This is a genomic window from Duganella rivi, assembly GCF_009857435.1.
Taxonomy (GTDB): Bacteria; Pseudomonadota; Gammaproteobacteria; order Burkholderiales; family Burkholderiaceae_D; genus Rugamonas; species Rugamonas rivi.
Genome location: NZ_WWCK01000008.1, coordinates 240,395 through 260,505, shown reverse-complemented (window position 1 = coordinate 260,505; position 20,111 = coordinate 240,395). Strand labels below are relative to the sequence as shown.

Sequence of the window (20,111 nt, the reverse complement as noted above, 5' to 3'; positions counted from 1 at the left end):
TCGACCATAAGGCTGTCAACAAAATGGATTCAGGGACTTGCCAAATCCGCTTGGCGGTCGCTATAATGCGTGCCCTTGGCCTGGTAGCTCAGTTGGTAGAGCAGAGGATTGAAAATCCTTGTGTCGGTGGTTCGATTCCGCCCCGGGCCACCAAGAATTCATAACAAAAACGCCACCTTCGGGTGGCGTTTTTGTTTTTGGATGATTTTTTACCGCGACATTCCAGATCGTTCAGTATTTTGTCGCGCGCCAAAGCAAGCTCGGAGTATCTTGTCCCTATCTCAAACGCATTAACTGTTTGATCATGGATACCTACTGCGTTAAGTTGATTCGTCGCCCGCCCCTCTTTCAAGATCAACAAGAAATATTCTGGATACCTAAGAAGCTAGTCGAAAAGAATGACGAACTTGCCGTTACACTAGCGCTCATGGCCAATCGTCGTCTTTTCGGGCTTTGCTATCGAGGCCTAATGCCACGCCATTTTGAAAAATGGGCAAAGGAAGTGGAGTTATGATCGCCCCGGTTGTCCCAACAGCCGCCATCGCTCCTGATGTGACGTTTCCCGGCGATATTGATCTCTTAATTATTCCATATGCTGATGACAACCTGATTCTCTCCGACACGCTTGCAATAGAAATCAAGGTAGTTCGCGCAAAATATGCAAGGCAAGGGAAGGCGCCAAATGAGTTTGGATTTTCTCAGGCCAACGCAATCTTCACTCATGGAGTTCCTTATTCAGCGGTTGTCCATTTAGTAGTTTCTGACACTAGCCCGGAGGATCAATGGAGAGGAATGCACGCCGCTAATGTGATTGATGTTCATGCTGGAAGCATTGGGCCTTTATACCCAATCCAGATAGATATGATGCCAGCTGATCTCATCGATCGAAGCTTCGGCCGACTTAGCGCAAACTGTCCTCACGATTCGCTGGGACTGGTCGCGGCGTACATTTCATTTAACGACAGTGGATGGTGGCAGCCAATGGCGCGCCGTGCGCTCAAAAACACCAGCGTTTCGCGATCATTTCTTGCCGGTGTCGAGAAATACTATACTGAAAACTATTCAATATTTCTGGATACTCCAAAGTACCCGCCGAGCAGATAGCTCTATGCTATCTGCTGCGGACTTGATATCCTTATGTCGGAAATTCGATTCTTTTCGCATTGCTACAACAGGCGAACGGATTGACCTTGCGTGGCCAGTAGGCTGATTGCCTTCTTATCAAAGGAAACAAAGGTCTCGCCGCCAAGTCCGTTACCCTCATGGGCGATCACGCCATCAGCGAAGTCTCCTCCTGCGTCTAACATAGCCAATCCAGCTGCTACAGCTGGCCGATTGATCTCAACGTTTGCCGCTGCGATTAGCGCACGTACTGCCAGCTCCAAATCTGCCAGCTTGAAACTATAGACCTTGCGCAGCACCCAGACCAATTCGCATAAGGCAGGCAGGGTCACCGCAATCAATCCTGCATTTAACAAGATGGCTGCTGCACGCTGCGCTTGTGCAGGATCGTCTTGAACGACAGCACGCACGAGAACGTTAGTGTCAACAGTGATCTTCATTTTTCACCCGCCCATCCCTGCGCAGCGGCTTCTTCGATCTCCTCCAGCGTGGCAATTTTCTGGCTGCGGCCGGCCAGCAGGCCGATAAAGTCGCTGATGGTTCCCGCCGGTTGTGCAGCTTTCAGCATGCCCTTGGCATCTGGCAGCAGGTCGAGTTCGATCTTGTCGCCGGGCTTGATGCCCAAGTGCTGGAGCACTTCTTTTTCCAAGGTGACTTGCCCACCTGTGGTAACGGTCAAAATAGCCATGATGCGATCCTCGCAGTCAGATGCTTAAAGTGTAGTGCAATCTGCACCTCACCCAAACCAGAGTCGCGACTAGCATGAGATGCATCATGCATCCAGCTGTAGATAGGCCAGCAACAAATTACCCAATGTAACAAGTGAAGTAAATTCCAGCATATTTACAGCCACCGATGCGCGCAATAACCTGCCGGTATCGGTGGGCGCCCCGCCCGCTTCAATCCAGGAGCTGTAAATGACTAAGACGATACTCGCCGGCCTGCTGGCCGCTTCCGCCCATTTCGCTAACGCCGGCACGGTGCTGGTGGTGGTGTCCGATCAAGACAAACTCGATCTCAAGGACGGCAAGGTGATGCAGACCGGTTTCTTCCTCAATGAGTTGATGGAGCCGGTACAAACCTTCATCGCCGCCGGCCACACGGTGGTGTTTGCCACGCCGAGCGGCAAGGCGCCGTCGGCTGACCAGAAGTCGGATGATGTCAATTTCTGGGGCGGCAACGAGCAGGCGCGCCAGGAGAGCAAGGCGCTGCTGGCCACGCTCAAGCTGACCTCGAAGACCAATTCGCCCGCCATCAGCCTGGCGCAGGTGAAGCAGATCGGCTACGACAAGTTCGACGCCGTGTTCGTGCCGGGCGGCCACATCCCGATGCAAGACCTGCTCAAGGATAGGAACCTGGGCGAGCTGCTGGCCAGCTTCCACCATGCCAACAAGGTGACCGGCCTGACCTGCCACGGCACCATCGCCCTGCTGTCAGCCATCCCCGATGCGCGCGGCTATGTGGCGCAGCTGGAAGCCGGCCAGCGTCCGCAGCCAGCGCAGTGGATTTACCAGGGCTACAAGATGACCGCCTTCACCAACGAGGAAGAAGAGCAAGCCAAGGGCTTCCTGAACGGCGGCCAGATGAAGCTGTTCCCGCAAGACGGCCTGGTGGCGGCCGGCGCGAATTTCGTCGAAGCCAAGCCGTGGAGCGAGAACGTGGTGGAAGACCGCGAGCTGATCTCGGGCCAGAATCCGCAGTCGGCCAAGGCGGTCGCCTTGGCCATGCTGAAGCAGCTGCGCTGATCAGGCCTTGCGGCGGCGCCGGGCCAGCACGCCAATCAGGCCGATGCCGGCCAGCAGCATGCCGTAGGTTTCCGGCTCCGGCACCGCGCTGGTCAGGTACAAGCCGCCGTTGGAGAGCGAGGTGAAGCGGGTGTCCACGCTGTGGATGCCGGTGGTGCCGGCGTCGAATTTGAAGAAGGCCGAGCTTTCCTTGACGTTGCCGTCCGAGCCGCCGCCGATGTGCAGGCCGATCACGGTCACGCCGTACAGCGCCTGGCTAAAGGTCAGCGTGGTGCCGGACACGCTGGCCGCCGCCAGGAAGTGGCCGTCGGAGAGCACGCCCAGGTCGGCCAGCATGCCGGCCGCGGTGGCGTCGGCCGAGCCCTTGATCTGGTTGTGCTCGACAAAGCCGCTGCAATCGCTCACCACCACGGCCTTGAGGTCGCCGTTGAAGGCAATGCTGCAGTCCGGCGGATCGGCCGGGCCGTGGCCAGGCGGCGGAGCGGCAAAGGCCGCCGCCCCCAGCATGGTGGTGGCCAGCACGGCCGCCTGCATGGTCTTTCGTACGAAGGCTTTCATTTTTTATCTCCCCTCTTATTGTGTATGGTCCAGCCATATTAGCAGTGAGATTCGTTTCCAAAATAAAAATCTTCATTTCATTTTTATATCACTTATTGCCTGGCCGATAGGATTATGCGCGCTCGGTTTGGCGCGCCGCAAGGCGGGCGCGCAGGTCTTTGATTTCGGCGGCGTAGTTGTCGCGCGCGGTGACGGCGCCGACCAGTTCCATCTCGGCTTGCAGACGGGCGTCGGACAGGGCCGCCGCCGCAGCCACATTGCGCTCGATCTGCGCGCGCAAGTCGGCCAGCTGGGCGTCCTTGCCGTCGATTGCCAGTTGGTCTTTGGCCTTGCCGACCAGCGCGTCGGTGGCTATGGCGCGGGCATTGCGCAGCTCGGCCATCAATTGCTCGATTTCTTCGTTGCGCTCGGCGGCCAGCGCCTGGGCGGCCTCGCGCGCGGCGCTGGCGGCGCCCAGTTCGTCGCGCGCCGCTTGCAGTTCCTGCTCCGAGCGCGCCAGCGCGGCGCGCGGCCCCGCGCCCGCCGCCTCGGCCTGCTGCTGTACCCAGTCGCCCAGGGCGGCAACGATGGCGTCAGGAATCTCGAGTTTGGCTGCGGTCATGGCGGGCTCCTATCGTTAAGAGCCCACACAATACCGCATCGGATTGCCTCAGAGCAATAGTTGACGCCGCATTATTCAGGCCGGATCAAACTGCCCGCCCGTGGCGATCTCAAGACGGCGCAGCGCCAGCGCGGGCCAGCGAGGCGCGCAGGGTCATGGTGACCGGGTAGTTGCGGGTCACCGGGCGCTGCAGGCCGTAGCAGCGGTTCAGCAGATCGCTGACGCCGTTTTGCGTCATCTCGCGCCACGGCATGTGCACCGTGGTCAGGCGCGGCGCCGAGAATTCGGCGCTGGGCGTGTCGTCGTAGCCGATCACCGAGATCTCGTGCGGCACGCGGATGCCGGCTTCCTGGAAGTAGGACAGCGCGCCGGCCGCCATCTCGTCGTTGGCGCAGAACATGGCCGTGCAGCGCCGCCCCGATTCCACCAGTTCCTTGGCCGCCGACCAGCCACCGGCCGGAGAGAAGTCTTTTTCCACCATCCAGATCGTGGCGGTATCGACGCCGGCCGCCGCCAGCTCGCGCTTGAAGGCCGCCACCCGCACCACGTTGTCGGGCAGGCTGGCCGGCCCCGACACCAGCGCGATGTCGCGATGGCCGTGATCGAGCAAGGTGCGCGCCGCCAGCTTGCCGCCCAGCGTGTGGTCGACCGTGAAGCATTGCCCGGCGATGCTGTCGAAGTGGTGGTTGAGCACCACCATCGGCGTCGGCCGCGGCCCCAGCGCGCTGATGTCTTCTTCTTGCAGCACGTTGGTCATCAGGATCAAGCCGTCGCAGCCGCGTTCGACCAGGAAGGCCATGCCCTCGATCGCCTGCTGGCGCGCGCCGCCCAGGCCGGCGCCGAAGGCCACCACCATGTGCAGCCCGGCTGCGCGCAGCTCGGTGTCGATGATTTGCAAAATCGGCGTGTAGAAGGTGCCGCTCAAGACCGGGATGTAGACCCCGATCATTTTGCTATTCCCGGACAGCAGCGTGCGCGCCGCGTGCGACGGCCGGAAGCCCAGTTCGTCAATCGCCGCCCGCACCTTGGCCAGCGTTGCCGGCGATACCGAGCCCTTGCCGCTGACCACGCGCGATGCCGTGCCCAGTCCCACGCCCGCAAGGCGGGCCACGTCTTTAATGGTCGCCACGTTCTTGTTTTTTCACGTAAGTCATAATATTCAGGAAAGTATCAGTCCAGTATAACTGACGATGCGCGGCCAGATACCGTACCAGTTCTTCATGCGCCTGCGCGCTGGTGCTCAGGTAGTCGCCGCCGATGCCGTGAAAGGTGAAGTTGACCATGGTGCCGCGCGCCGCCGCCTGCTCCACCACGGCTATCAATTGCGCCCCAGTCCAGCCTTCCGGCGCGGCCACGCCCACCGCGTAGGGATCGAGTCCCTGCATCGACGGCGTCACCGCCGCCCCGCTCACCTTGATCGCCACAAAGCCGCTGCGCAGCCCCGGCAAATAATCGCTGCCCGCCGCCAGCACGTCGCCGCACGGCACGGTGTAGGTGCGCTCGCGCTTGCCGTCGATGGCGTACAGCATGGTGTTGGCCAGCAGTACTTGATCCTGCATCTGCGCTGCGCTGGTGGTGTCGAGGTCGCGCTGCGGCTGTACCCAGTCGTGGCCCGGCGCCTTGCGCGAGCATTGGTGGAACAGGCTGTGGTTGCCCAGCTCGTGGCCGTTGGCGGCCGCGCGGCGCCAGTCGGCCAGGCGCTTGTCGACGGCCGGATTCGACATCTGCAAGTAGAAACTGCCTTTCAGGCCGTACTGGTCGAGGGTGGGAATGGCGTGGTCGAGCTGCGAATCGAGCGCGTCGTCATAGGCCAGGCTGACGGCGGCGCGGGCGCCGTGCGGCCACGCGAACTGGGGCGCGGCGGCGGCCGTGTGGGCGGGATAGGCCGCCAGCAGCAGCGCTGCCAGGGTCAAGCAGGTGCGGTGTGTCATCCGGGGGTCTCTCTCGTGGAAACGCTCCCAGATAATCGCATTCACCCTCTTTCATGTCAACAATTGGAAACGTTGCCAATTTGCCTCACTTGGGCCGGTTTACGCCAAGTTTACCGCTCTGGTGCTGCGCTGCGAATTGACTTTGATTTTTGTTGAATGCTATATTTGCCATGGTATTGGAAAGCTTTCCAAGTGGTAGAGCAGCCGTAGTTGTTTATAAAAACACAGGAGATACTATGCATTATCCTAAGGCACGACAGACATTAATGAGCCTGGCAGTCGCCAGCGCCTGCGCAGCAGCCGCCCACGCGCAGGAAGCACCGGTAAAAGCCGCTGAAGCGGAACCGCAAAGCGTGGTCGTTACCGGCCTGCGCGCATCGCTGCAATCGTCGCTGAACCTGAAGCGCAATTCCGACGGTATCGTCGACGGCATTGTGGCCGAAGATATCGGTAAATTCCCGGACACCAACCTGGCCGAGTCGCTGCAGCGCATCTCGGGCGTGTCGATCGACCGTTCGATCGGCGAAGGTTCCAAGATCACCGTGCGCGGCGTCGGCCCCGACTTCAACATGGTGCTGTTGAACGGCCGCCAGATGCCGACCTCGAACCTGGGCGACTTGAACGGCCGCGCTTTCGACTTCGCCAACCTGGCGTCGGAAGCGATTTCGCAGATCCAGGTCTACAAGACCAGCCGTGCCGAGTCGCCGACCGGCGGTATCGGCGCCACCCTGAACGTGATGACGGCGCGTCCGTTCGAGCGTCCGGGCCTGCATTCGAGCGTCGGCATCAAGGGCGTGTACGACACCTCGAACGACAACCTGCCGGGCGACGTCAAGGCCAGCCGTTCGGCCACGCCGGAAGTCTCGGGCCTGTACTCCAACACCTTCGCCGACAACACCTTCGGCGTGGCGCTGACCGGTAGCTACCAGGAACGCAACCTCGGCTACAACACCGCCGCCGTCTCCAATGGCTGGAAAGGCCCGTTCCGCGGCGACGAAAACAACTGGGGCACCATCCCCAACGGCCCAAGCGCCGACTGCCCGGGCTGCACCGTCACCAACCGTCCGACCGGCGCCCAGCTGTACTCGGTGCCGCAAAACCTGAACTACAACTTCAACGGCGTCAAGCGCCAGCGTACCAACGCCCAGCTGACCTTGCAATACAAGCCTAGCAGCACCCTGGTCACCACGCTTGACTACACCTACTCGGAAAACAAGATCCAGACCAAGCGCAACGACTTGTCGGCCTGGTTCAACTTCGGCCCGTCGAGCAGCTCGTGGACTGCCGGTTCGCCATCGAGCCCGCTGATTTACAAGGAGTTCGTGGCCAATAGCGACATCGCCATGGGCGCGGCCGACTTTGCCACCAAGACGCAGAACAAGTCGGTGGGCTTCAACGCCGTGTGGAAGCCAAGCAGCGATCTGCGCTTCGACCTCGACACCCACCGTTCGACCGCCACCTCGGGCGCCGACAGCCCGTTCGGTTCCAGCAACACGCTGGGCACCGCCAGCTTCAGCCGCGGCAACACCACCGTGGACTTCAGCAAGGACTTCCCGGTGCTGAGCATCGACGGCGCCGACTTCGTCAAGGCCGGCCAGCAAGTGACCGGTTCGGTGTTCACCAACTCCTATATGCGCGGCGAAGTGGAACAAACCCAGGTCAAGGGCGCGTGGAAAGTGCTGGACGCGTCCGAGCTGAAGTTCGGCCTCAACTACACCAAGGTGGACAACCGTTCGGCCTTCTCCAACAACCAGCGCGATACCTGGGGCGGCGCCACCAAGCCATCCGACTACCCAAGCAGTGTCTGGCATCCGGAAACCGTGCGCCAGTACTTCGACCAGATCGGCGGCAGCAACAACGCCAACCTGTTCAACAACTTCTACACCTTTAACTTCGCCCAGGTGCGCCAGCTGGCGGCCACCGCGTCCGGCCTGCCGGGCATGTACCTGCCCAAGACTTACTTCGACAACGATGCCCGCACCGAGGAGAAATCGAAAGCGCTGTACCTGCAGTTCAACACCGACTGGGATACCGCGCTGCCGATCCACACTTCGATTGGCGTCCGCTACGAGAAGACCGACGTGCTCTCGACCGCGCTGGTGCCGGCCGCCGTCGACATCCGCTGGGTATCGCAGAACGAGCTGCCGATCACCTTCGGCGACCCGACCTTCACCACGCTGGGCGGCAAGTACAACAATGTGCTGCCGAGCTTTGACTCCGACATCGAGCTGACGCCGGACCAGAAGCTGCGCTTCAGCTACGGTGAAACCATCGGCCGTCCGCGCTACGACCAGATCCAGGGCGGCACCACGCTGAACTCGCTGGTGCGCACCGACGGCGGCACCGGCTCGCAAGGCAATCCAGCGCTGAAACCGGTCAAGTCGAAAAACCTCGATCTGTCCTACGAGTGGTACTACGGCAAGCAGAACTTCGTTTCGCTGGGCCTGTTCAAGAAAAACCTCGAGAACTACGCCGGCCAGTCGCGCATCATCGCCACCCCGTTCAACCTGCACACGCCGGTCGGCGGCGCGCTGTGGAACGAGGCGCTGGGCAAGGGCTGCGCCAATACCGACACCACCTGCATCCGCAACTACATCTTCCGCAACCACCCGACCGCCGCAGGCGTGACGCGCGGCCCGGACGATGCACTGGGCAACGCCACCGGCACCATCATCGGCCAGCCGAGCGATCCGGTGGCCCAGTTCCAGATCACCTCCTTCTCCAACCAGAAGAAGGCCAATCTGAGCGGCGCCGAGATCAACTTGCAGCATATGTTCGGCGACAGCGGCTTTGGCGTATCGACCAACTACACCTATGTGCACTCGGGCCTGCGCTACGACAACAACAAGCTCGGCGAGCAGTTCGCGCTGGTCGGCCTGTCGAACTCGTACAACGTGATCGGTATCTACGAGGACAAGAAGTGGACCAGCCGCGTGGCCTACAACTGGCGCGGCGAGTTCCTGTCGTCGACCTTCGACGGCTCGGGCCCGAATCCGCAGTACGTGGAACCGTACGGCCAGCTCGATATCAGCATCAGCTACGCTTACAACGACAAGCTGAGCTTCCAGCTGGAAGGCATCAACGTCACCAACGAGATCACCCGGGTGCATAGCCGTACCAAGCAGCAGCTGGAATCGGTGTCGCAAGGCGGCCCGCGTTACATGATAGGCGCCCGCTACAAGTTCTAAACGTTGCATTAATACCACGAAAAGGCCGCTGCTTCGTCAGCGGCCTTTTTTCGGTTAAACTTTGTGTAACCTATTACGTAATAAGGCAAGCATGCTGAAACGTATCGTGATCGTCGGCGGCGGCTCTGCCGGCTGGATGACTGCAGGACTGATTGCCGCTGACCATGGCGCGGCTGCCGGCGTGCAAGTCACCTTGATCGAATCTCCCGACGTCGCGCCGATCGGCGTGGGCGAAGGCACGTGGCCGAGCATGCGCGACACGCTGCATCGCATCGGCGTGTCCGAATCCGATTTCTTCCGCGAGTGCGATGCGTCCTTTAAGCAGGGCTCGCGCTTCAACCGCTGGGTCAACGGCGGCGAACAAGACTACTACTTCCATCCGTTTGTGCTGCCGCAGGGCTATGGCGAGGTCGATCTGCCGCAGCAGTGGCAGGCGCAGCACGGCCAGGTGCCGTTTGCCGACCTGGTCAGCTTCCAGCCGCACCTGTGCGTGCAGGGCCGCGCGCCCAAGCAGGTGGTCACGCCCGAGTACGCGGCGGTGGCCAACTACGGCTACCACCTGGACGCCGGCAAGTTCGGCGTCTTCCTGCGCAAGCACTGCCTGGAAAAGCTCGGCGTGCACTATGTGCCCGATCACGTGGTCGGCATCAACTCGCATGAGAACGGCGACATCGCCTCGCTGCAAACGCAGAAACACGGCGCGCTCGAAGGCGACCTGTTCATCGATTGCACCGGCATGCAGTCGCTGCTGCTGGGCCAGCACTACGGCATTCCGCTGATCCCGCAGCACCAGGTGCTGTACAACGACTCGGCGCTGGCGGTGCAAATCCCCTACGCCAGCGAGGACTACCCGATCGCGTCGCAAACCAGCTCCACCGCGCAGAGCGCCGGCTGGATCTGGGACATCGGCCTGCCGAGCCGGCGCGGCGTCGGCCACGTCTACGCCAGCAGCTACATCAGCGACGAGCAGGCCGAGGCCGAACTGTGCGCCTACATCGCCGCCACTGGCGGCCCGAGCGAGATCCCGCCACCGCGCAAGCTCAGCTTCGCGCCCGGCTACCGCGAAAAATTCTGGCACCGCAACTGCGTGGCGATCGGCCTGTCGGCCGGCTTTATCGAGCCGCTGGAAGCATCGGCACTGGCGATCGTGGAAATGTCGGCCGCCATGGTCAGCGACGAGCTGCCGGCCACGCGCGCGACCATGGACATTGTTGCCAGACGCTTCAACGAAGCCTTCACCTACCGCTGGGAACGGGTGATCGATTTCCTCAAGCTGCACTACGTGCTGAGCCAGCGGCGCGACACGCCCTACTGGCGCGACAACACCGATCCGGCCAGGCTGCCGGAGCGCCTGGCCGACCTGCTGCGCCTGTGGCAGCACCGGGCGCCGTCGCGCGGCGACTTTTACCGCATCGAGGAAGTGTTCCCTTCCGCGAGCTACCAGTACATTTTGTACGGCATGGGTTTCAAGAGCGATTTCAGCCGCGCCCCCAAGCCGCACCAGGCCGCCATGGCCGATCACTATTTCCACGAGGCCGCCGAGCTGACCGGGAAAATGCTGGGCGCGCTGCCTGACAACCGCGCGCTGATCAACCACATCAAGCGTCACGGCTTGCAAAAAATCTAGAAAAGAGACATTTTTATGACGAAAGCAGTTTTACTGAACAACCTGGAGCACCGCGATGTGCGCGTGATTACCCGCCGCGGCGCCGAATTCGGCGACAACGTGATGTCGGCCGTTACCTTCCCGTCCGAGTTCCGCGACGTGCAAGCCTGCTTCCCCATCGTATTCCGCAAGACCATCGACGGCCTCGGCTTCGAGCCGGTCGCGCTGTTCGGTTTCCAGGAAGGCGAGAACCTGTTCCTGCAAGGCGACCGCTGGGACGCGCCTTACCTGCCGATGATGATCGAGCGCCAGCCGTTCATGATCGGCATCAGCGGCGACGAATTGATGGTCAATATCGACATCAACCACCCGCGCGTCAGCCTGACCGAGGGCGAGGAAATCTTCAAGCCGCACGGCGGCAGCACCGAGTTCCTCGAACGCAGCAACTCGCTGCTGTTTGGCATCCACCAGGGCTTGCAGGGATCGGCCGGCTTCCTGGCCGCGCTGCTGCAATTCGAACTGCTGGAAAGCTTTGTGCTGGACGTGGAACTGAACGACGGCTCGCAAAACCGCCTGGTCGGCTTCTACACCATCAACGAAGACCGCCTGCAAGCGCTCAGCGGCGAGCACATCGGCAAGCTGCACGAAGCCGGCTATCTGGCGCCGATCTACATGGTGCTGGCGTCGCTGTCCAACTTCCGCATGCTGATCGACCGCAAGAACGCCACCCTCCATGCCTGAAGCCATCCGTGAAGTCAGCGGCCTCGGGCCGAACGACCTGACCGACGCCATCCTCACCGCCACCACGCCAGTGGTGCTGCGCGGCCTGGCGTCGGGCTGGCCGATGGTGCGCGCCGCGCTGGAATCCGACCGCGCCGGCAGCGACTACCTGCGCCGCTACTACCAGGGCGCCACCGTGGGCGCCATGCTCGGCCCGCCGGAAGCGGCCGGGCGCTTTTTCTACAACGACGATCTGAGCGGCTTTAACTTCCAGCCCATCCACGCCAAGCTGAATGGCGTGCTCGATGAGATCGAAAACAAGCGCCACATGAATCCGGCGCCGACCGTGTATGTCGGTTCCACCACCATCGACACCTGCCTGCCCGGCTTCCGCCAGTTCAATGATCTGAACCTGGGCCACCGTGATGCGCTGGCCAGCATCTGGATCGGCAACCGCAGCCGCATCGCCGCCCACTACGACTTGCCCGACAATGTGGCGGTGGTGGCGGCCGGCCAGCGCCGCTTCACCTTGTTCCCGCCGGAGCAGCTGGAGAACCTGTACGTCGGCCCGGTCGACTTCACGCCGGCCGGGCAAGCCGTCAGCCTGGTCGATTTCCTGCAGCCGGACTTCGACAAGTTTCCCAGGTTTGCCGAAGCGCTCAAGCACGCGCAGGTGGCCGAACTGGGGCCGGGCGATGCGCTGTTCATTCCCAGCATGTGGTGGCATCACATCGAGGCGCTGTCGCCGTTCAATGTGCTGGTCAACTACTGGTGGCGCCAGTCGCCCGACTACATGGACACGCCGACCAACGCCCTGATGGCGGCCTTCCTCACCATGCGCGACCTGCCGCCAGAGCAGCGCAAGGCGTGGCAGGAAATCTTCCGCCACTACATTTTCGAGGCCGACGAAGAAACGGCCGCCCATATTCCGCCGCATGCACGCGGCGTGCTGGCGCCGTTCAACGCCGACGGCGCGCGCGCCCTGCGCACCCAATTACTGAAAAGACTAAACCGCTAAGGAGACCCTGAATATGCGTGACCCGAACAATCGCCAACCCGTGCGCCGCGTCGTCATTTGCGGCGGCGGCACCGCCGGCTGGATGGCCGCTGCCGGCATCTCCAAGGTGCTGGGCAAGCTGCTCGACATCAAGCTGATCGAGTCGGAAGAAATCGGCACCGTGGGCGTGGGCGAAGCCACCATTCCAACGCTGATGAACTTCCACAACGTACTGGAAATCAACGAGCAGGAATTCATGGCCGAGACGCAGGCGACCTTCAAGCTCGGCATCAGCTTCGAATCGTGGCGCAACGTCAAGCAAGACTACATCCACTCGTTCGGCATCACCGGCACCGACCACTGGACGGCCGGCTTCCAGCACTTCTGGCACAAGGGCGTGGAGCGCGGCGTCGCCAGCGACTACGGCGACTACTGCCTGGAACTGAAAGCGTCGATGGAAAACCGCTTTGCCCACCTGCCGAACAACGGCATGAACTACGCCTATCATCTCGACGCCAGCCGCTACGCCAAGTACCTGCGCCGCCTGAGCGAGCCGCGCGGCGTGCAGCGCATCGAGGGCAAGATCGTCAGCTACGCCAAGCATCCGAACGGCGACGTGCGCTCGGTCACGCTGGCCTCGGGCCAGGAAATTGAAGGCGATCTGTTCATCGACTGCACCGGCTTCCGCGCCCTGCTGATCGGCGAGGCCATGCAGGAAGACGTGGAAGACTGGTCGCAATGGCTGTTCTGCGACCGCGCGATCGCGGTGCAAACCACCTCGGTCGGCGACGCCGTGCCGCTGACCCGTTCGATGGCGCACCAGGCCGGCTGGCAGTGGCGCATTCCGCTGCAGCACCGCGTCGGCAACGGCATCGTGTATTCGAGCCGCTACCTGGACGACGACGCCGCGCGCAAGCAGCTGCTGGCCAATGTGGAAGGCAAGACGCTGATCGAGCCGCGCGTGATCAAGTTCCAGCCTTGCCAGCGCCGCAATACCTGGAAGGGCAATGTGGTGGCCATCGGCCTGTCGAGCGGCTTCCTGGAGCCGATTGAATCGACCAGCATCCACCTGATCCAGCGCAGCGTGATTCGCCTGATGCAATCGTTCCCTTCGGACGGCATCCAGCAGGCCGATATCGATGAGTACAACGCCCAGTGCAACCGCGAGATCGATCACATCCGCGATTTCATCATCTTGCACTACCACGTCAACAACCGCACCGATTCGCAGTTCTGGATCGATGCGCGCGAGATGAGCATTCCTGATTCGCTCAAGCACCGCATCGACTTGTTCAAGGAAACCGGCCGCGTGTTCCGCATTCCGAACGAGCTGTTTGCGGAAAACTCGTGGATCCAGGTGATGCTGGGCCAAGGCATCATGCCGAAGTCGCACCACCAGACCGCCGACTTGATGGGCGACGAAGAACTCAAGGCCTTCCTCGGCAGCATCAAGGGCCGCATCGACCGTACCGTGGTGCAGCTGCCGACCCACCAGGCCTACGTCGAGCGCTACTGCGGCCGCCCGGACGCGGGTGCACGCGCCGCGTAAGTTCTAGCCGCCCAGCCCCGCCACCAGCTGGTCGAACACCAGCCGGATGCGCGGCGGCACCGGGCCGCGCTGGGGGCGGTAGACGTAAATATCCCACGCCTCCGGCTGCAATTTTTGCAGAACCGGCACCAGCTTGCCGCTGGCGATGTGTTCATCGGCCATAAAACCGGGTAATTGGCCAAAGCCGATACCGGCCATGATGGCGTCAAATTCCGCTTCCGAATCACTGCTCAAAAACCGCGGGTTGACCGGCGAGATGTGCTGGCCGCCGCTGAAGTACCACGGCCATGGCCGGCCGGTGCTGAGGTCGCGCAGCGAGGTGGTCGGCAGCTGGTGCAGTTGCTCGAGGTTTTTCGGCTTGCCGTGCTGCGCGATCAGTTCCGGCGTGCCGACCGTGCGGAACGGCGGCGACGCGACGCGGCGCGCGACGTAGCGGTTGTCGTGCATGGCGCCGAAGCGCACGCCGATGTCGATGCGTTCATCGACCACGTCCGAGTGGGTGTCGCTGAACTGGATATCGAAACGCAGCAGCGGATAGTCGCGGCCCAGCGCCAGCAGCACCGGCAGCATCAGGCGCCGGCCCAATCCCACCGGCGCGGTGAGCCGCACCAATCCTTCCGATGGCTCTTGCGCCGATTGCGACTGGAATAACGCGTCCACCCGCTGCACGCTGTCGCGCGCTTGCGTGGCGAGATGCTCGCCGTAGGTGGTGATCTGGACGCCGCGCGTGTTGCGGTGGAAGAGCAGCTCGCCTTGCGCCGCTTCCAGATCCTGCACCGCGCGCGTGACGGCTTGCGGCGAAATCCCCAGCCGCGTGGCGGCTTCCTTGAAGTTGCGCGCTTCAGCGGCGGCCACGAAGATGCGCAGCATTTCCAATCGGTTCAGCATGATTTTATAGTTCCAAAAAATGGAATTCTCAAATCATATCATTTCCATTTATTCCCATACTCAGGCTCCCTATACTTGCTTCATCAACCAACCACAAGGAGTCCTGAAATGAACAACATCGAAAACAAAGTCGTTGTGATTACCGGCGCCAGCAGCGGTCTTGGCGAAGCCACCGCCCGTTACCTGGCCGCGCGCGGCGCTTCCGTGGTGCTCGGTGCGCGCCGTACCGACAAGCTGGAGCAGATCGCCGGTGAAATCCGCGCTGCTGGCGGCAAGGCTGAAGTGGTGTCCACCGACGTCACCAACAAGCAGCAAGTGCAAGCGCTGATCGACACCGCCGTGCGCATCTACGGCCGCGTCGACGTGTTGATCAACAACGCCGGCCTGATGTCGATTGCGCCGATGGACGAACTAAAGGTCGATGAGTGGGATCGCATGATCGATATCAACGTTAAAGGCGTGCTGTACGGGATCGCTGCCGCGCTGCCGCAGTTTCGCAAGCAGAACAGCGGCCACTTCATCAACGTGGCCTCGGTGGCAGGCATCAAAGTGTTCAGCCCGGGCGGCACCGTGTACAGCGGCACCAAGTTCGCCGTGCGCGCGATCTCGGAAGGCTTGCGCCATGAGGTGGGCGGCAGCATCCGCACCACCACCATTGAACCGGGCGCGGTTGATTCCGAACTGAAGCTGGGCAGCTCGCACGAAGCCAGCTCGAATTTCGTGAAGGAGTTCTACAAGCAGGCGATTCCAGCCGACGCCGTGGCCCGCGCCATCGCCTACGCGATTGAACAACCGGCCGACGTCGACATCAACGAAATCGTCCTGCGCCCAACCGTGCAAGAGTTCTAAGCTCAATCAAACGCCACGTCTTCAAGACGGAAGCGGAATTTACGACGCTCCGGCAGGGTCCAACCCTCGCCGGGCGTTGTACTGCGTGGCGCAGCGGACGGCCCTCATCCAAGCAAAGAGGAACTTGTTTCAGTTCAATATCCCAAGAGGAAATCAGAAATACAGTAAAGACAGTTTTTCCTAACTTCAACATGAGGAGGCGAAAATGTCTTACACGTATTCAAAAGTTGATGCGCTCGAAGGCGCGCCGCTTGTCGGCTCACATCAATGCGTAGCGCTGGTTCAGCACTACGCCAAAGTACCTGTGACTACGGCTTGGCAGCAAGGTGCGCATGTCCTTGACAGCAAAGATCTCAAAAAGGGAACCGCAATCGCCACGTTCGTCAACGGCCGATACCCGCGCTTAGCCCATGGCAATCACGCCGCTTTTTTTCTCCGCCACGCGTCCAACGGCATATGGATCATGGATCAGTGGAAGAACGAAAAGAAAACGCAGATATCGTCGCGCTTCATTCCTAGTCGCGGCAAAACCAGGAATGGTGCCTATATACGTCCGAGCGACAACGCCGACGCCTTCTTCGTTATCGAGTAACGAAAGGAAGACCTATGCACCTCAGAAAATTGATGATCGGCGCGTTGCCTTTAGCGCTCTCTGTACCCGCGCCACTATTGGCAACACCCGCCACATCGTTTGAATGCCCGGACGCCATTCCCGCCGAGGGACTACAAGTGATCCACGCCAAGCCCGGCTGGATCCCCTACGTCGCCTCCCCCATGTACCTTCACGCCGCCGCGCCCATGGCCGGCCCGCCCGAAATGAAAGGAGATCTTGCGGACTTCAAGGAGACCCGGAGCAAGGGAACGTGGTCGTACACCTACTCGCTGGACGGCGCTTTCCCTGAAGGGAAATGGCTGCAATGCACCTATGGCGAACATAACCAGGTGACGCTATCCCGGCAACTGCCGGACGATACCCAGGAGTGCAAGTTCACTTACAGCAAGGGGACGAAGGCCGGGCAGCATCAAATACAAATCCAGTGCAAGTAGACGAGCCCGCGTGTACCGGCCACACCACACGCCTGAAAAATATTTATCATTTCCATATTTTTTAAGTAGTAATATTACAAACCCATCCAGTCCATAGAAGATTGGAGGCTAGATCACTACACAACAATGGAGACTATGTATGAAACTTAACTGTAGTTTAGTTTCACGGCTGAAACTCGCCCTTGCCACGGGCACGCTCACGGCGCTGGCGGCTTGCGGCGGTGGCGGCGAAGCTGATGCCCCTATGCCAGCCGCCAAGGCGCTCGGCAGCCGCACGGTGCAAGGCGCCGCTGCCATCACCACCAGCCCGGTCGCAGCGGGCAATATCCGCATGCACTTCCACCGCACGCAGGGCGATACCGACCAGTGGGGCGTCTACTCGTGGGACGGCCCGCTCAACCCGAGCTCGGCCTGGATCACCACCCGCTTCATGATGAACCAGTCCGACAGCTTCGGCGGCTACGTCGATATTCCGGTCAACACCGGCAAGTCGGCGATCTGGTTCCTGGTCACCGACGGCAGCGGCAACAAGAATTGCGGCAACGACCAATCAGCCAACTTCACCAGCAATATCGCCACTGCCGGTCAGGAAGTCTGGCTGCTGGAAGGCGACTGCACCGTCTACAACAGCCAGCCCGCCATTAGCTTCGGCAACCTGAACAGCGCCAACGCGCACTGGCTGACCGCCTCTACCCTCGCATGGCCCGGCGTGCCCGTCAGCGGCGCCAGCTACAAGCTGTACTACGCCGCTAACGGCGGCCTCGGCTCGGGCGTCGATGGCGTCAGCGGCGCCGATGGCAGCATCGTGCTGACCAGCGCCGCCAGTCTGCCAAGCGCGCTCCAGCAAAAGTATCCGCACCTCGCCAGCGCTACCGCGCTGAGCATGTCGTCCAGCGATGCCGCCACCATCGCAGCCAAGGCCAGCAACCAATTCGCCATCGCCCAATTCGACAGCGCTGGCAAGCTGGTGCAAGTGACCTCGCTGCAATTGAGCGGCATGCTCGACAGCGTGTTTGCCGGCGCTGCCACCAACACCACGCTGGGCGTCAGCTATGCCCGCAACGGCGGTGCACCGACCTTCCGCGTCTGGGCGCCGACTGCTAAATCGGTCAGCCTCAATCTGTACCCGGACGCCAACGCTGCCGCCACTGTTACTCGCGCCATGGTGCGCGACGCTGCCAGCGGCGTGTGGAGCTACACCGCGCCGGACACTAGCTGGGTCAACCGCTACTACTACACCTACAACGTGCAAGTGCTGTCGCGCTGGGCCGGCAACACGCTGGTCAACAACACCGTGACCGATCCCTACTCGTTCAGCCTGAACGCCAACAGCCAGCGCAGCTTTGTCGCCGATCTCAGCAGCCGCGCGCTCAAGCCGGACGGCTGGGATATCCACCACCCGCCGCGCCTGGCCTACCCGACCGACATCTCGCTGTACGAACTGCACATTCGCGATTTCAGCGTGAACGATCAGAGCGTGCCGGCCGCCCACCGCGGCAAGTACCTGGCCTTCACCGACGAGCAATCGAACGGCATGCGCCACCTGCGCCAGATGCAGAAGTCCGGCCTCAGCCACATCCACCTGCTGCCGACGTTTGACATTGCCAGCGTCAACGAAACTGGTTGCAGCACGCCGAGCATTCCCAACGCCGCCGCCAACGGCACCGAACAGCAAGCGGCAGTAGAAGCGGCGCGCGGCAGCGACTGCTTCAACTGGGGCTATGACCCTGTCCACTACAGCGCACCGGAAGGCAGCTACTCGTCCAACGCCAACGACGGCGCGGTGCGTGTGCGCGAATTCCGCGCCATGGTGCAAGGCTTGCACGAACAAGGCTTGCGGGTGGTGATGGACGTGGTCTACAACCACACCAGCGCTTCGCAGCAAGGCCCGCTGTCGGTGCTCGATAAAATCGTCCCGACCTATTACTACCGCCTGAATGCCGGCGGCGGTATCACCAACGATAGCTGCTGCGCCGATACCGCCTCGGAAAACGCCATGATGGCCAAGCTGATGATCGACTCCACCGCTACCTGGGCGCGCGCTTACAAGGTCGATGGCTTCCGCTTCGACATCATGGGCTTCACGCCGCTGGCCGTGATGAAGCAGCTGCAAACCGCCGTCAACCAGGCGGCCGGCCGCGACATCTATCTGTACGGCGAGGCCTGGAACTTCGGCACGGTCGCCAACGACAGCCGCTTCGTGCAAGCACGGCAAGCGAATATGTACGGCAGCGGCATCGGCTCGTTCAACGACCGCATCCGCGACACCGTGCGCGGCGGCGGTTGCTGCGACAGCGGCGACGCCCTGCTCAGCCAGCAAGGCTTGATCAACGGCGTCTACGACGACAACAACGGCCACTCGTCGCAAACCAAGGACGACTTGCTGCGCCTGGGCGACCTTGCCAAGGTAGCGCTGTCCGGCACCCTGCGCGACTACCGCTTTACCGACCGCTATGGCGTGGTGCGCAAGAACTCGGAGATCGACTACTTCGGCCAGCAGGCGGGCTTTGCCGCGCAACCGGCGGAAACCATCAACTACGTCGAAGCGCACGATAACCAGACCCTGTTCGACCTCAACGCCTACAAGCTGCCGCAGAACACCAGCTTGGCCGACCGCGTGCGCGCGCAGAATCTGGGCGCGGCTATCACCGTGCTGTCGCAAGGCGTACCGTTTCTGCACGCCGGTCAGGAAATCCTGCGCTCCAAGTCAATGGATCGCGATAGCTACGACGCCGGCGACTGGTTCAACCAGCTTGATTACAGCTACCAGTCGAACAACTTCGGCGTCGGCCTGCCGCTGGCAGCGGTCAATCAGAGCAACTGGTATCTGATGTCGCCGATCCTGGCCAACCCGCTGATCAAGCCGGACACGCAAGCCATCATCAGCGCCCGTAACGCCATGAACGACTTGCTGGCGATCCGCCAAGACAGTAGCCTGTTCCGCCTGCGCAGCGCGCAAGACGTGTCGGAGCGCCTGCGCTTCCACAACACCGGGCCGGCGCAAACGGCGGGCGTGATCGTAATGAGCATTGACGGCCGCCGCTACGAGGGCGCCAAATACCAGTCGGTGGTCACCGTGTTCAACGTCACCAAGAGCGCGCAAACCGTGAACGTGCCGGAACTGGCCGGCCGCTACCTGCGCGTGCACCGCTTGCTGCGTCCGGCCAACGGCGCGGTCTACAACAGCCGCAACGGCAGCTTCACCATCCCGCCGCGCAGCACCGTGGTGTTTGTGGAGGGCGGCATCGACTAAACCAACTGCGGTGATGATGTGAGAGATTTACAAGCTTACGAAGATGCTAACATGCAA

18 protein-coding genes and 1 tRNA gene are annotated in these 20,111 nt (G+C 61.6%); 12 read left to right on the top strand and 7 right to left on the bottom strand.

Features of this window, described 5'->3' with window-relative positions; genetic code table 11:
• Positions 1-77 precede the first annotated feature (77 nt).
• Positions 78-153 (top strand) — tRNA-Phe (locus tag GTP45_RS26145).
• Positions 154-510: 357 nt separating this feature from the next.
• Complete coding sequence (locus tag GTP45_RS26140; RefSeq protein WP_161016757.1) at positions 511-1,104, top strand: hypothetical protein; 594 nt, start codon at positions 511-513, stop codon at positions 1,102-1,104.
• A 62-nt stretch (positions 1,105-1,166) separates the two neighbouring features.
• On the opposite strand, the gene GTP45_RS26135 is transcribed toward GTP45_RS26140, so the two are convergent.
• Both GTP45_RS26135 and GTP45_RS26130 read right to left on the bottom strand, forming a co-directional pair.
• Entirely contained in the window at positions 1,167-1,562 is a 396-nt protein-coding gene (locus tag GTP45_RS26135) for a type II toxin-antitoxin system VapC family toxin (protein WP_161016756.1), read from the bottom strand.
• Complete coding sequence (locus GTP45_RS26130) at positions 1,559-1,810, bottom strand: AbrB/MazE/SpoVT family DNA-binding domain-containing protein (RefSeq protein WP_161016755.1); 252 nt, start codon at positions 1,808-1,810, stop codon at positions 1,559-1,561. Before GTP45_RS26130 ends, GTP45_RS26135 begins: the two co-directional genes overlap by 4 nt.
• Before the next feature lie 229 nt (positions 1,811-2,039).
• Between GTP45_RS26130 and GTP45_RS26125 the strand changes: the two genes are divergently transcribed.
• The gene (locus GTP45_RS26125; protein ID WP_161016754.1) at positions 2,040-2,867 is read left to right on the top strand and encodes a type 1 glutamine amidotransferase domain-containing protein; all 828 of its coding nucleotides are present in this window, start codon (positions 2,040-2,042) and stop codon (positions 2,865-2,867) included.
• Here the strand turns inward: GTP45_RS26125 and GTP45_RS26120 are convergent, their stop codons facing one another.
• The 4 genes from GTP45_RS26120 to GTP45_RS26105 all read right to left on the bottom strand — a co-directional run bounded on the left by GTP45_RS26120 (position 2,868) and on the right by GTP45_RS26105 (position 5,957).
• Entirely contained in the window at positions 2,868-3,425 is a 558-nt protein-coding gene (locus GTP45_RS26120; protein ID WP_161016753.1) for a PEP-CTERM sorting domain-containing protein, read from the bottom strand.
• 112 nt (positions 3,426-3,537) lie between these two features.
• Positions 3,538-4,026: a hypothetical protein gene (locus GTP45_RS26115; protein WP_161016752.1), complete on the bottom strand. Its 489-nt coding sequence runs from the start codon at positions 4,024-4,026 to the stop codon at positions 3,538-3,540.
• Positions 4,027-4,135: 109 nt separating this feature from the next.
• Positions 4,136-5,155 carry a LacI family DNA-binding transcriptional regulator gene (locus tag GTP45_RS26110; RefSeq protein WP_161016751.1) on the bottom strand — a complete coding sequence of 340 codons (1,020 nt, stop codon included), beginning with the start codon at positions 5,153-5,155 and terminating at the stop codon, positions 4,136-4,138.
• Positions 5,142-5,957, bottom strand: coding sequence for a polysaccharide deacetylase family protein (locus GTP45_RS26105; RefSeq protein WP_161016750.1), 816 nt, complete (start codon positions 5,955-5,957; stop codon positions 5,142-5,144). The genes GTP45_RS26110 and GTP45_RS26105 overlap by 14 nt, the downstream gene beginning before the upstream one ends.
• 266 nt (positions 5,958-6,223) lie before the next feature.
• Between GTP45_RS26105 and GTP45_RS26100 the strand changes: the two genes are divergently transcribed.
• The 5 genes from GTP45_RS26100 (at position 6,224) to GTP45_RS26080 (ending at position 14,017) form a co-directional block, all read left to right on the top strand.
• Positions 6,224-9,145: a TonB-dependent receptor gene (locus tag GTP45_RS26100; RefSeq protein WP_229258647.1), complete on the top strand. Its 2,922-nt coding sequence runs from the start codon at positions 6,224-6,226 to the stop codon at positions 9,143-9,145.
• A 91-nt stretch (positions 9,146-9,236) separates the two neighbouring features.
• Positions 9,237-10,772: a tryptophan halogenase family protein gene (locus GTP45_RS26095; protein ID WP_161016748.1), complete on the top strand. Its 1,536-nt coding sequence runs from the start codon at positions 9,237-9,239 to the stop codon at positions 10,770-10,772.
• A 15-nt stretch (positions 10,773-10,787) separates the two neighbouring features.
• Positions 10,788-11,492, top strand: coding sequence for a SapC family protein (locus GTP45_RS26090; protein ID WP_161016747.1), 705 nt, complete (start codon positions 10,788-10,790; stop codon positions 11,490-11,492).
• Complete coding sequence (locus GTP45_RS26085) at positions 11,485-12,489, top strand: cupin-like domain-containing protein (RefSeq protein ID WP_161016746.1); 1,005 nt, start codon at positions 11,485-11,487, stop codon at positions 12,487-12,489. Before GTP45_RS26090 ends, GTP45_RS26085 begins: the two co-directional genes overlap by 8 nt.
• 13 nt (positions 12,490-12,502) lie before the next feature.
• Complete coding sequence (locus GTP45_RS26080) at positions 12,503-14,017, top strand: tryptophan halogenase family protein (protein WP_161016745.1); 1,515 nt, start codon at positions 12,503-12,505, stop codon at positions 14,015-14,017.
• Between the two features lie 3 nt (positions 14,018-14,020).
• Here GTP45_RS26080 and GTP45_RS26075 read toward each other — a convergent pair whose 3' ends face one another.
• A complete protein-coding gene (locus GTP45_RS26075; protein ID WP_161016744.1) occupies positions 14,021-14,905 on the bottom strand; it encodes a LysR family transcriptional regulator in 885 nt (294 codons plus the stop codon).
• Between the two features lie 108 nt (positions 14,906-15,013).
• Between GTP45_RS26075 and GTP45_RS26070 the strand changes: the two genes are divergently transcribed.
• The 4 genes from GTP45_RS26070 to GTP45_RS26055 all read left to right on the top strand — a co-directional run bounded on the left by GTP45_RS26070 (position 15,014) and on the right by GTP45_RS26055 (position 20,054).
• Complete coding sequence (locus GTP45_RS26070) at positions 15,014-15,754, top strand: SDR family oxidoreductase (protein ID WP_161016743.1); 741 nt, start codon at positions 15,014-15,016, stop codon at positions 15,752-15,754.
• Positions 15,755-15,959: 205 nt separating this feature from the next.
• Complete coding sequence (locus GTP45_RS26065; RefSeq protein WP_161016742.1) at positions 15,960-16,346, top strand: BPSL0067 family protein; 387 nt, start codon at positions 15,960-15,962, stop codon at positions 16,344-16,346.
• A gap of 14 nt (positions 16,347-16,360) precedes the next feature.
• Positions 16,361-16,801 carry an STY0301 family protein gene (locus GTP45_RS26060; RefSeq protein ID WP_161016741.1) on the top strand — a complete coding sequence of 147 codons (441 nt, stop codon included), beginning with the start codon at positions 16,361-16,363 and terminating at the stop codon, positions 16,799-16,801.
• Between the two features lie 139 nt (positions 16,802-16,940).
• A complete protein-coding gene (locus GTP45_RS26055; RefSeq protein WP_161016740.1) occupies positions 16,941-20,054 on the top strand; it encodes an alpha-1,6-glucosidase domain-containing protein in 3,114 nt (1,037 codons plus the stop codon).
• Positions 20,055-20,111 lie beyond the last annotated feature (57 nt).

Bases quoted from the DNA above. Each gene is read 5' to 3' on its own strand.
- GTP45_RS26140 (WP_161016757.1), top strand. From the start codon at position 511: ATGATCGCCCCGGTTGTCCCAACAGCCGCCATCGCTCCTGATGTGACG.
- GTP45_RS26135 (WP_161016756.1), bottom strand. From the start codon at position 1,562: ATGAAGATCACTGTTGACACTAACGTTCTCGTGCGTGCTGTCGTTCAA.
- GTP45_RS26130 (WP_161016755.1), bottom strand. From the start codon at position 1,810: ATGGCTATTTTGACCGTTACCACAGGTGGGCAAGTCACCTTGGAAAAA.
- GTP45_RS26125 (WP_161016754.1), top strand. From the start codon at position 2,040: ATGACTAAGACGATACTCGCCGGCCTGCTGGCCGCTTCCGCCCATTTC.
- GTP45_RS26120 (WP_161016753.1), bottom strand. From the start codon at position 3,425: ATGAAAGCCTTCGTACGAAAGACCATGCAGGCGGCCGTGCTGGCCACC.
- GTP45_RS26115 (WP_161016752.1), bottom strand. From the start codon at position 4,026: ATGACCGCAGCCAAACTCGAGATTCCTGACGCCATCGTTGCCGCCCTG.
- GTP45_RS26105 (WP_161016750.1), bottom strand. From the start codon at position 5,957: ATGACACACCGCACCTGCTTGACCCTGGCAGCGCTGCTGCTGGCGGCC.
- GTP45_RS26100 (WP_229258647.1), top strand. From the start codon at position 6,224: ATGAGCCTGGCAGTCGCCAGCGCCTGCGCAGCAGCCGCCCACGCGCAG.
- GTP45_RS26095 (WP_161016748.1), top strand. From the start codon at position 9,237: ATGCTGAAACGTATCGTGATCGTCGGCGGCGGCTCTGCCGGCTGGATG.
- GTP45_RS26090 (WP_161016747.1), top strand. From the start codon at position 10,788: ATGACGAAAGCAGTTTTACTGAACAACCTGGAGCACCGCGATGTGCGC.
- GTP45_RS26085 (WP_161016746.1), top strand. From the start codon at position 11,485: ATGCCTGAAGCCATCCGTGAAGTCAGCGGCCTCGGGCCGAACGACCTG.
- GTP45_RS26080 (WP_161016745.1), top strand. From the start codon at position 12,503: ATGCGTGACCCGAACAATCGCCAACCCGTGCGCCGCGTCGTCATTTGC.
- GTP45_RS26075 (WP_161016744.1), bottom strand. From the start codon at position 14,905: ATGCTGAACCGATTGGAAATGCTGCGCATCTTCGTGGCCGCCGCTGAA.
- GTP45_RS26070 (WP_161016743.1), top strand. From the start codon at position 15,014: ATGAACAACATCGAAAACAAAGTCGTTGTGATTACCGGCGCCAGCAGC.
- GTP45_RS26065 (WP_161016742.1), top strand. From the start codon at position 15,960: ATGTCTTACACGTATTCAAAAGTTGATGCGCTCGAAGGCGCGCCGCTT.
- GTP45_RS26060 (WP_161016741.1), top strand. From the start codon at position 16,361: ATGCACCTCAGAAAATTGATGATCGGCGCGTTGCCTTTAGCGCTCTCT.
- GTP45_RS26055 (WP_161016740.1), top strand. From the start codon at position 16,941: ATGAAACTTAACTGTAGTTTAGTTTCACGGCTGAAACTCGCCCTTGCC.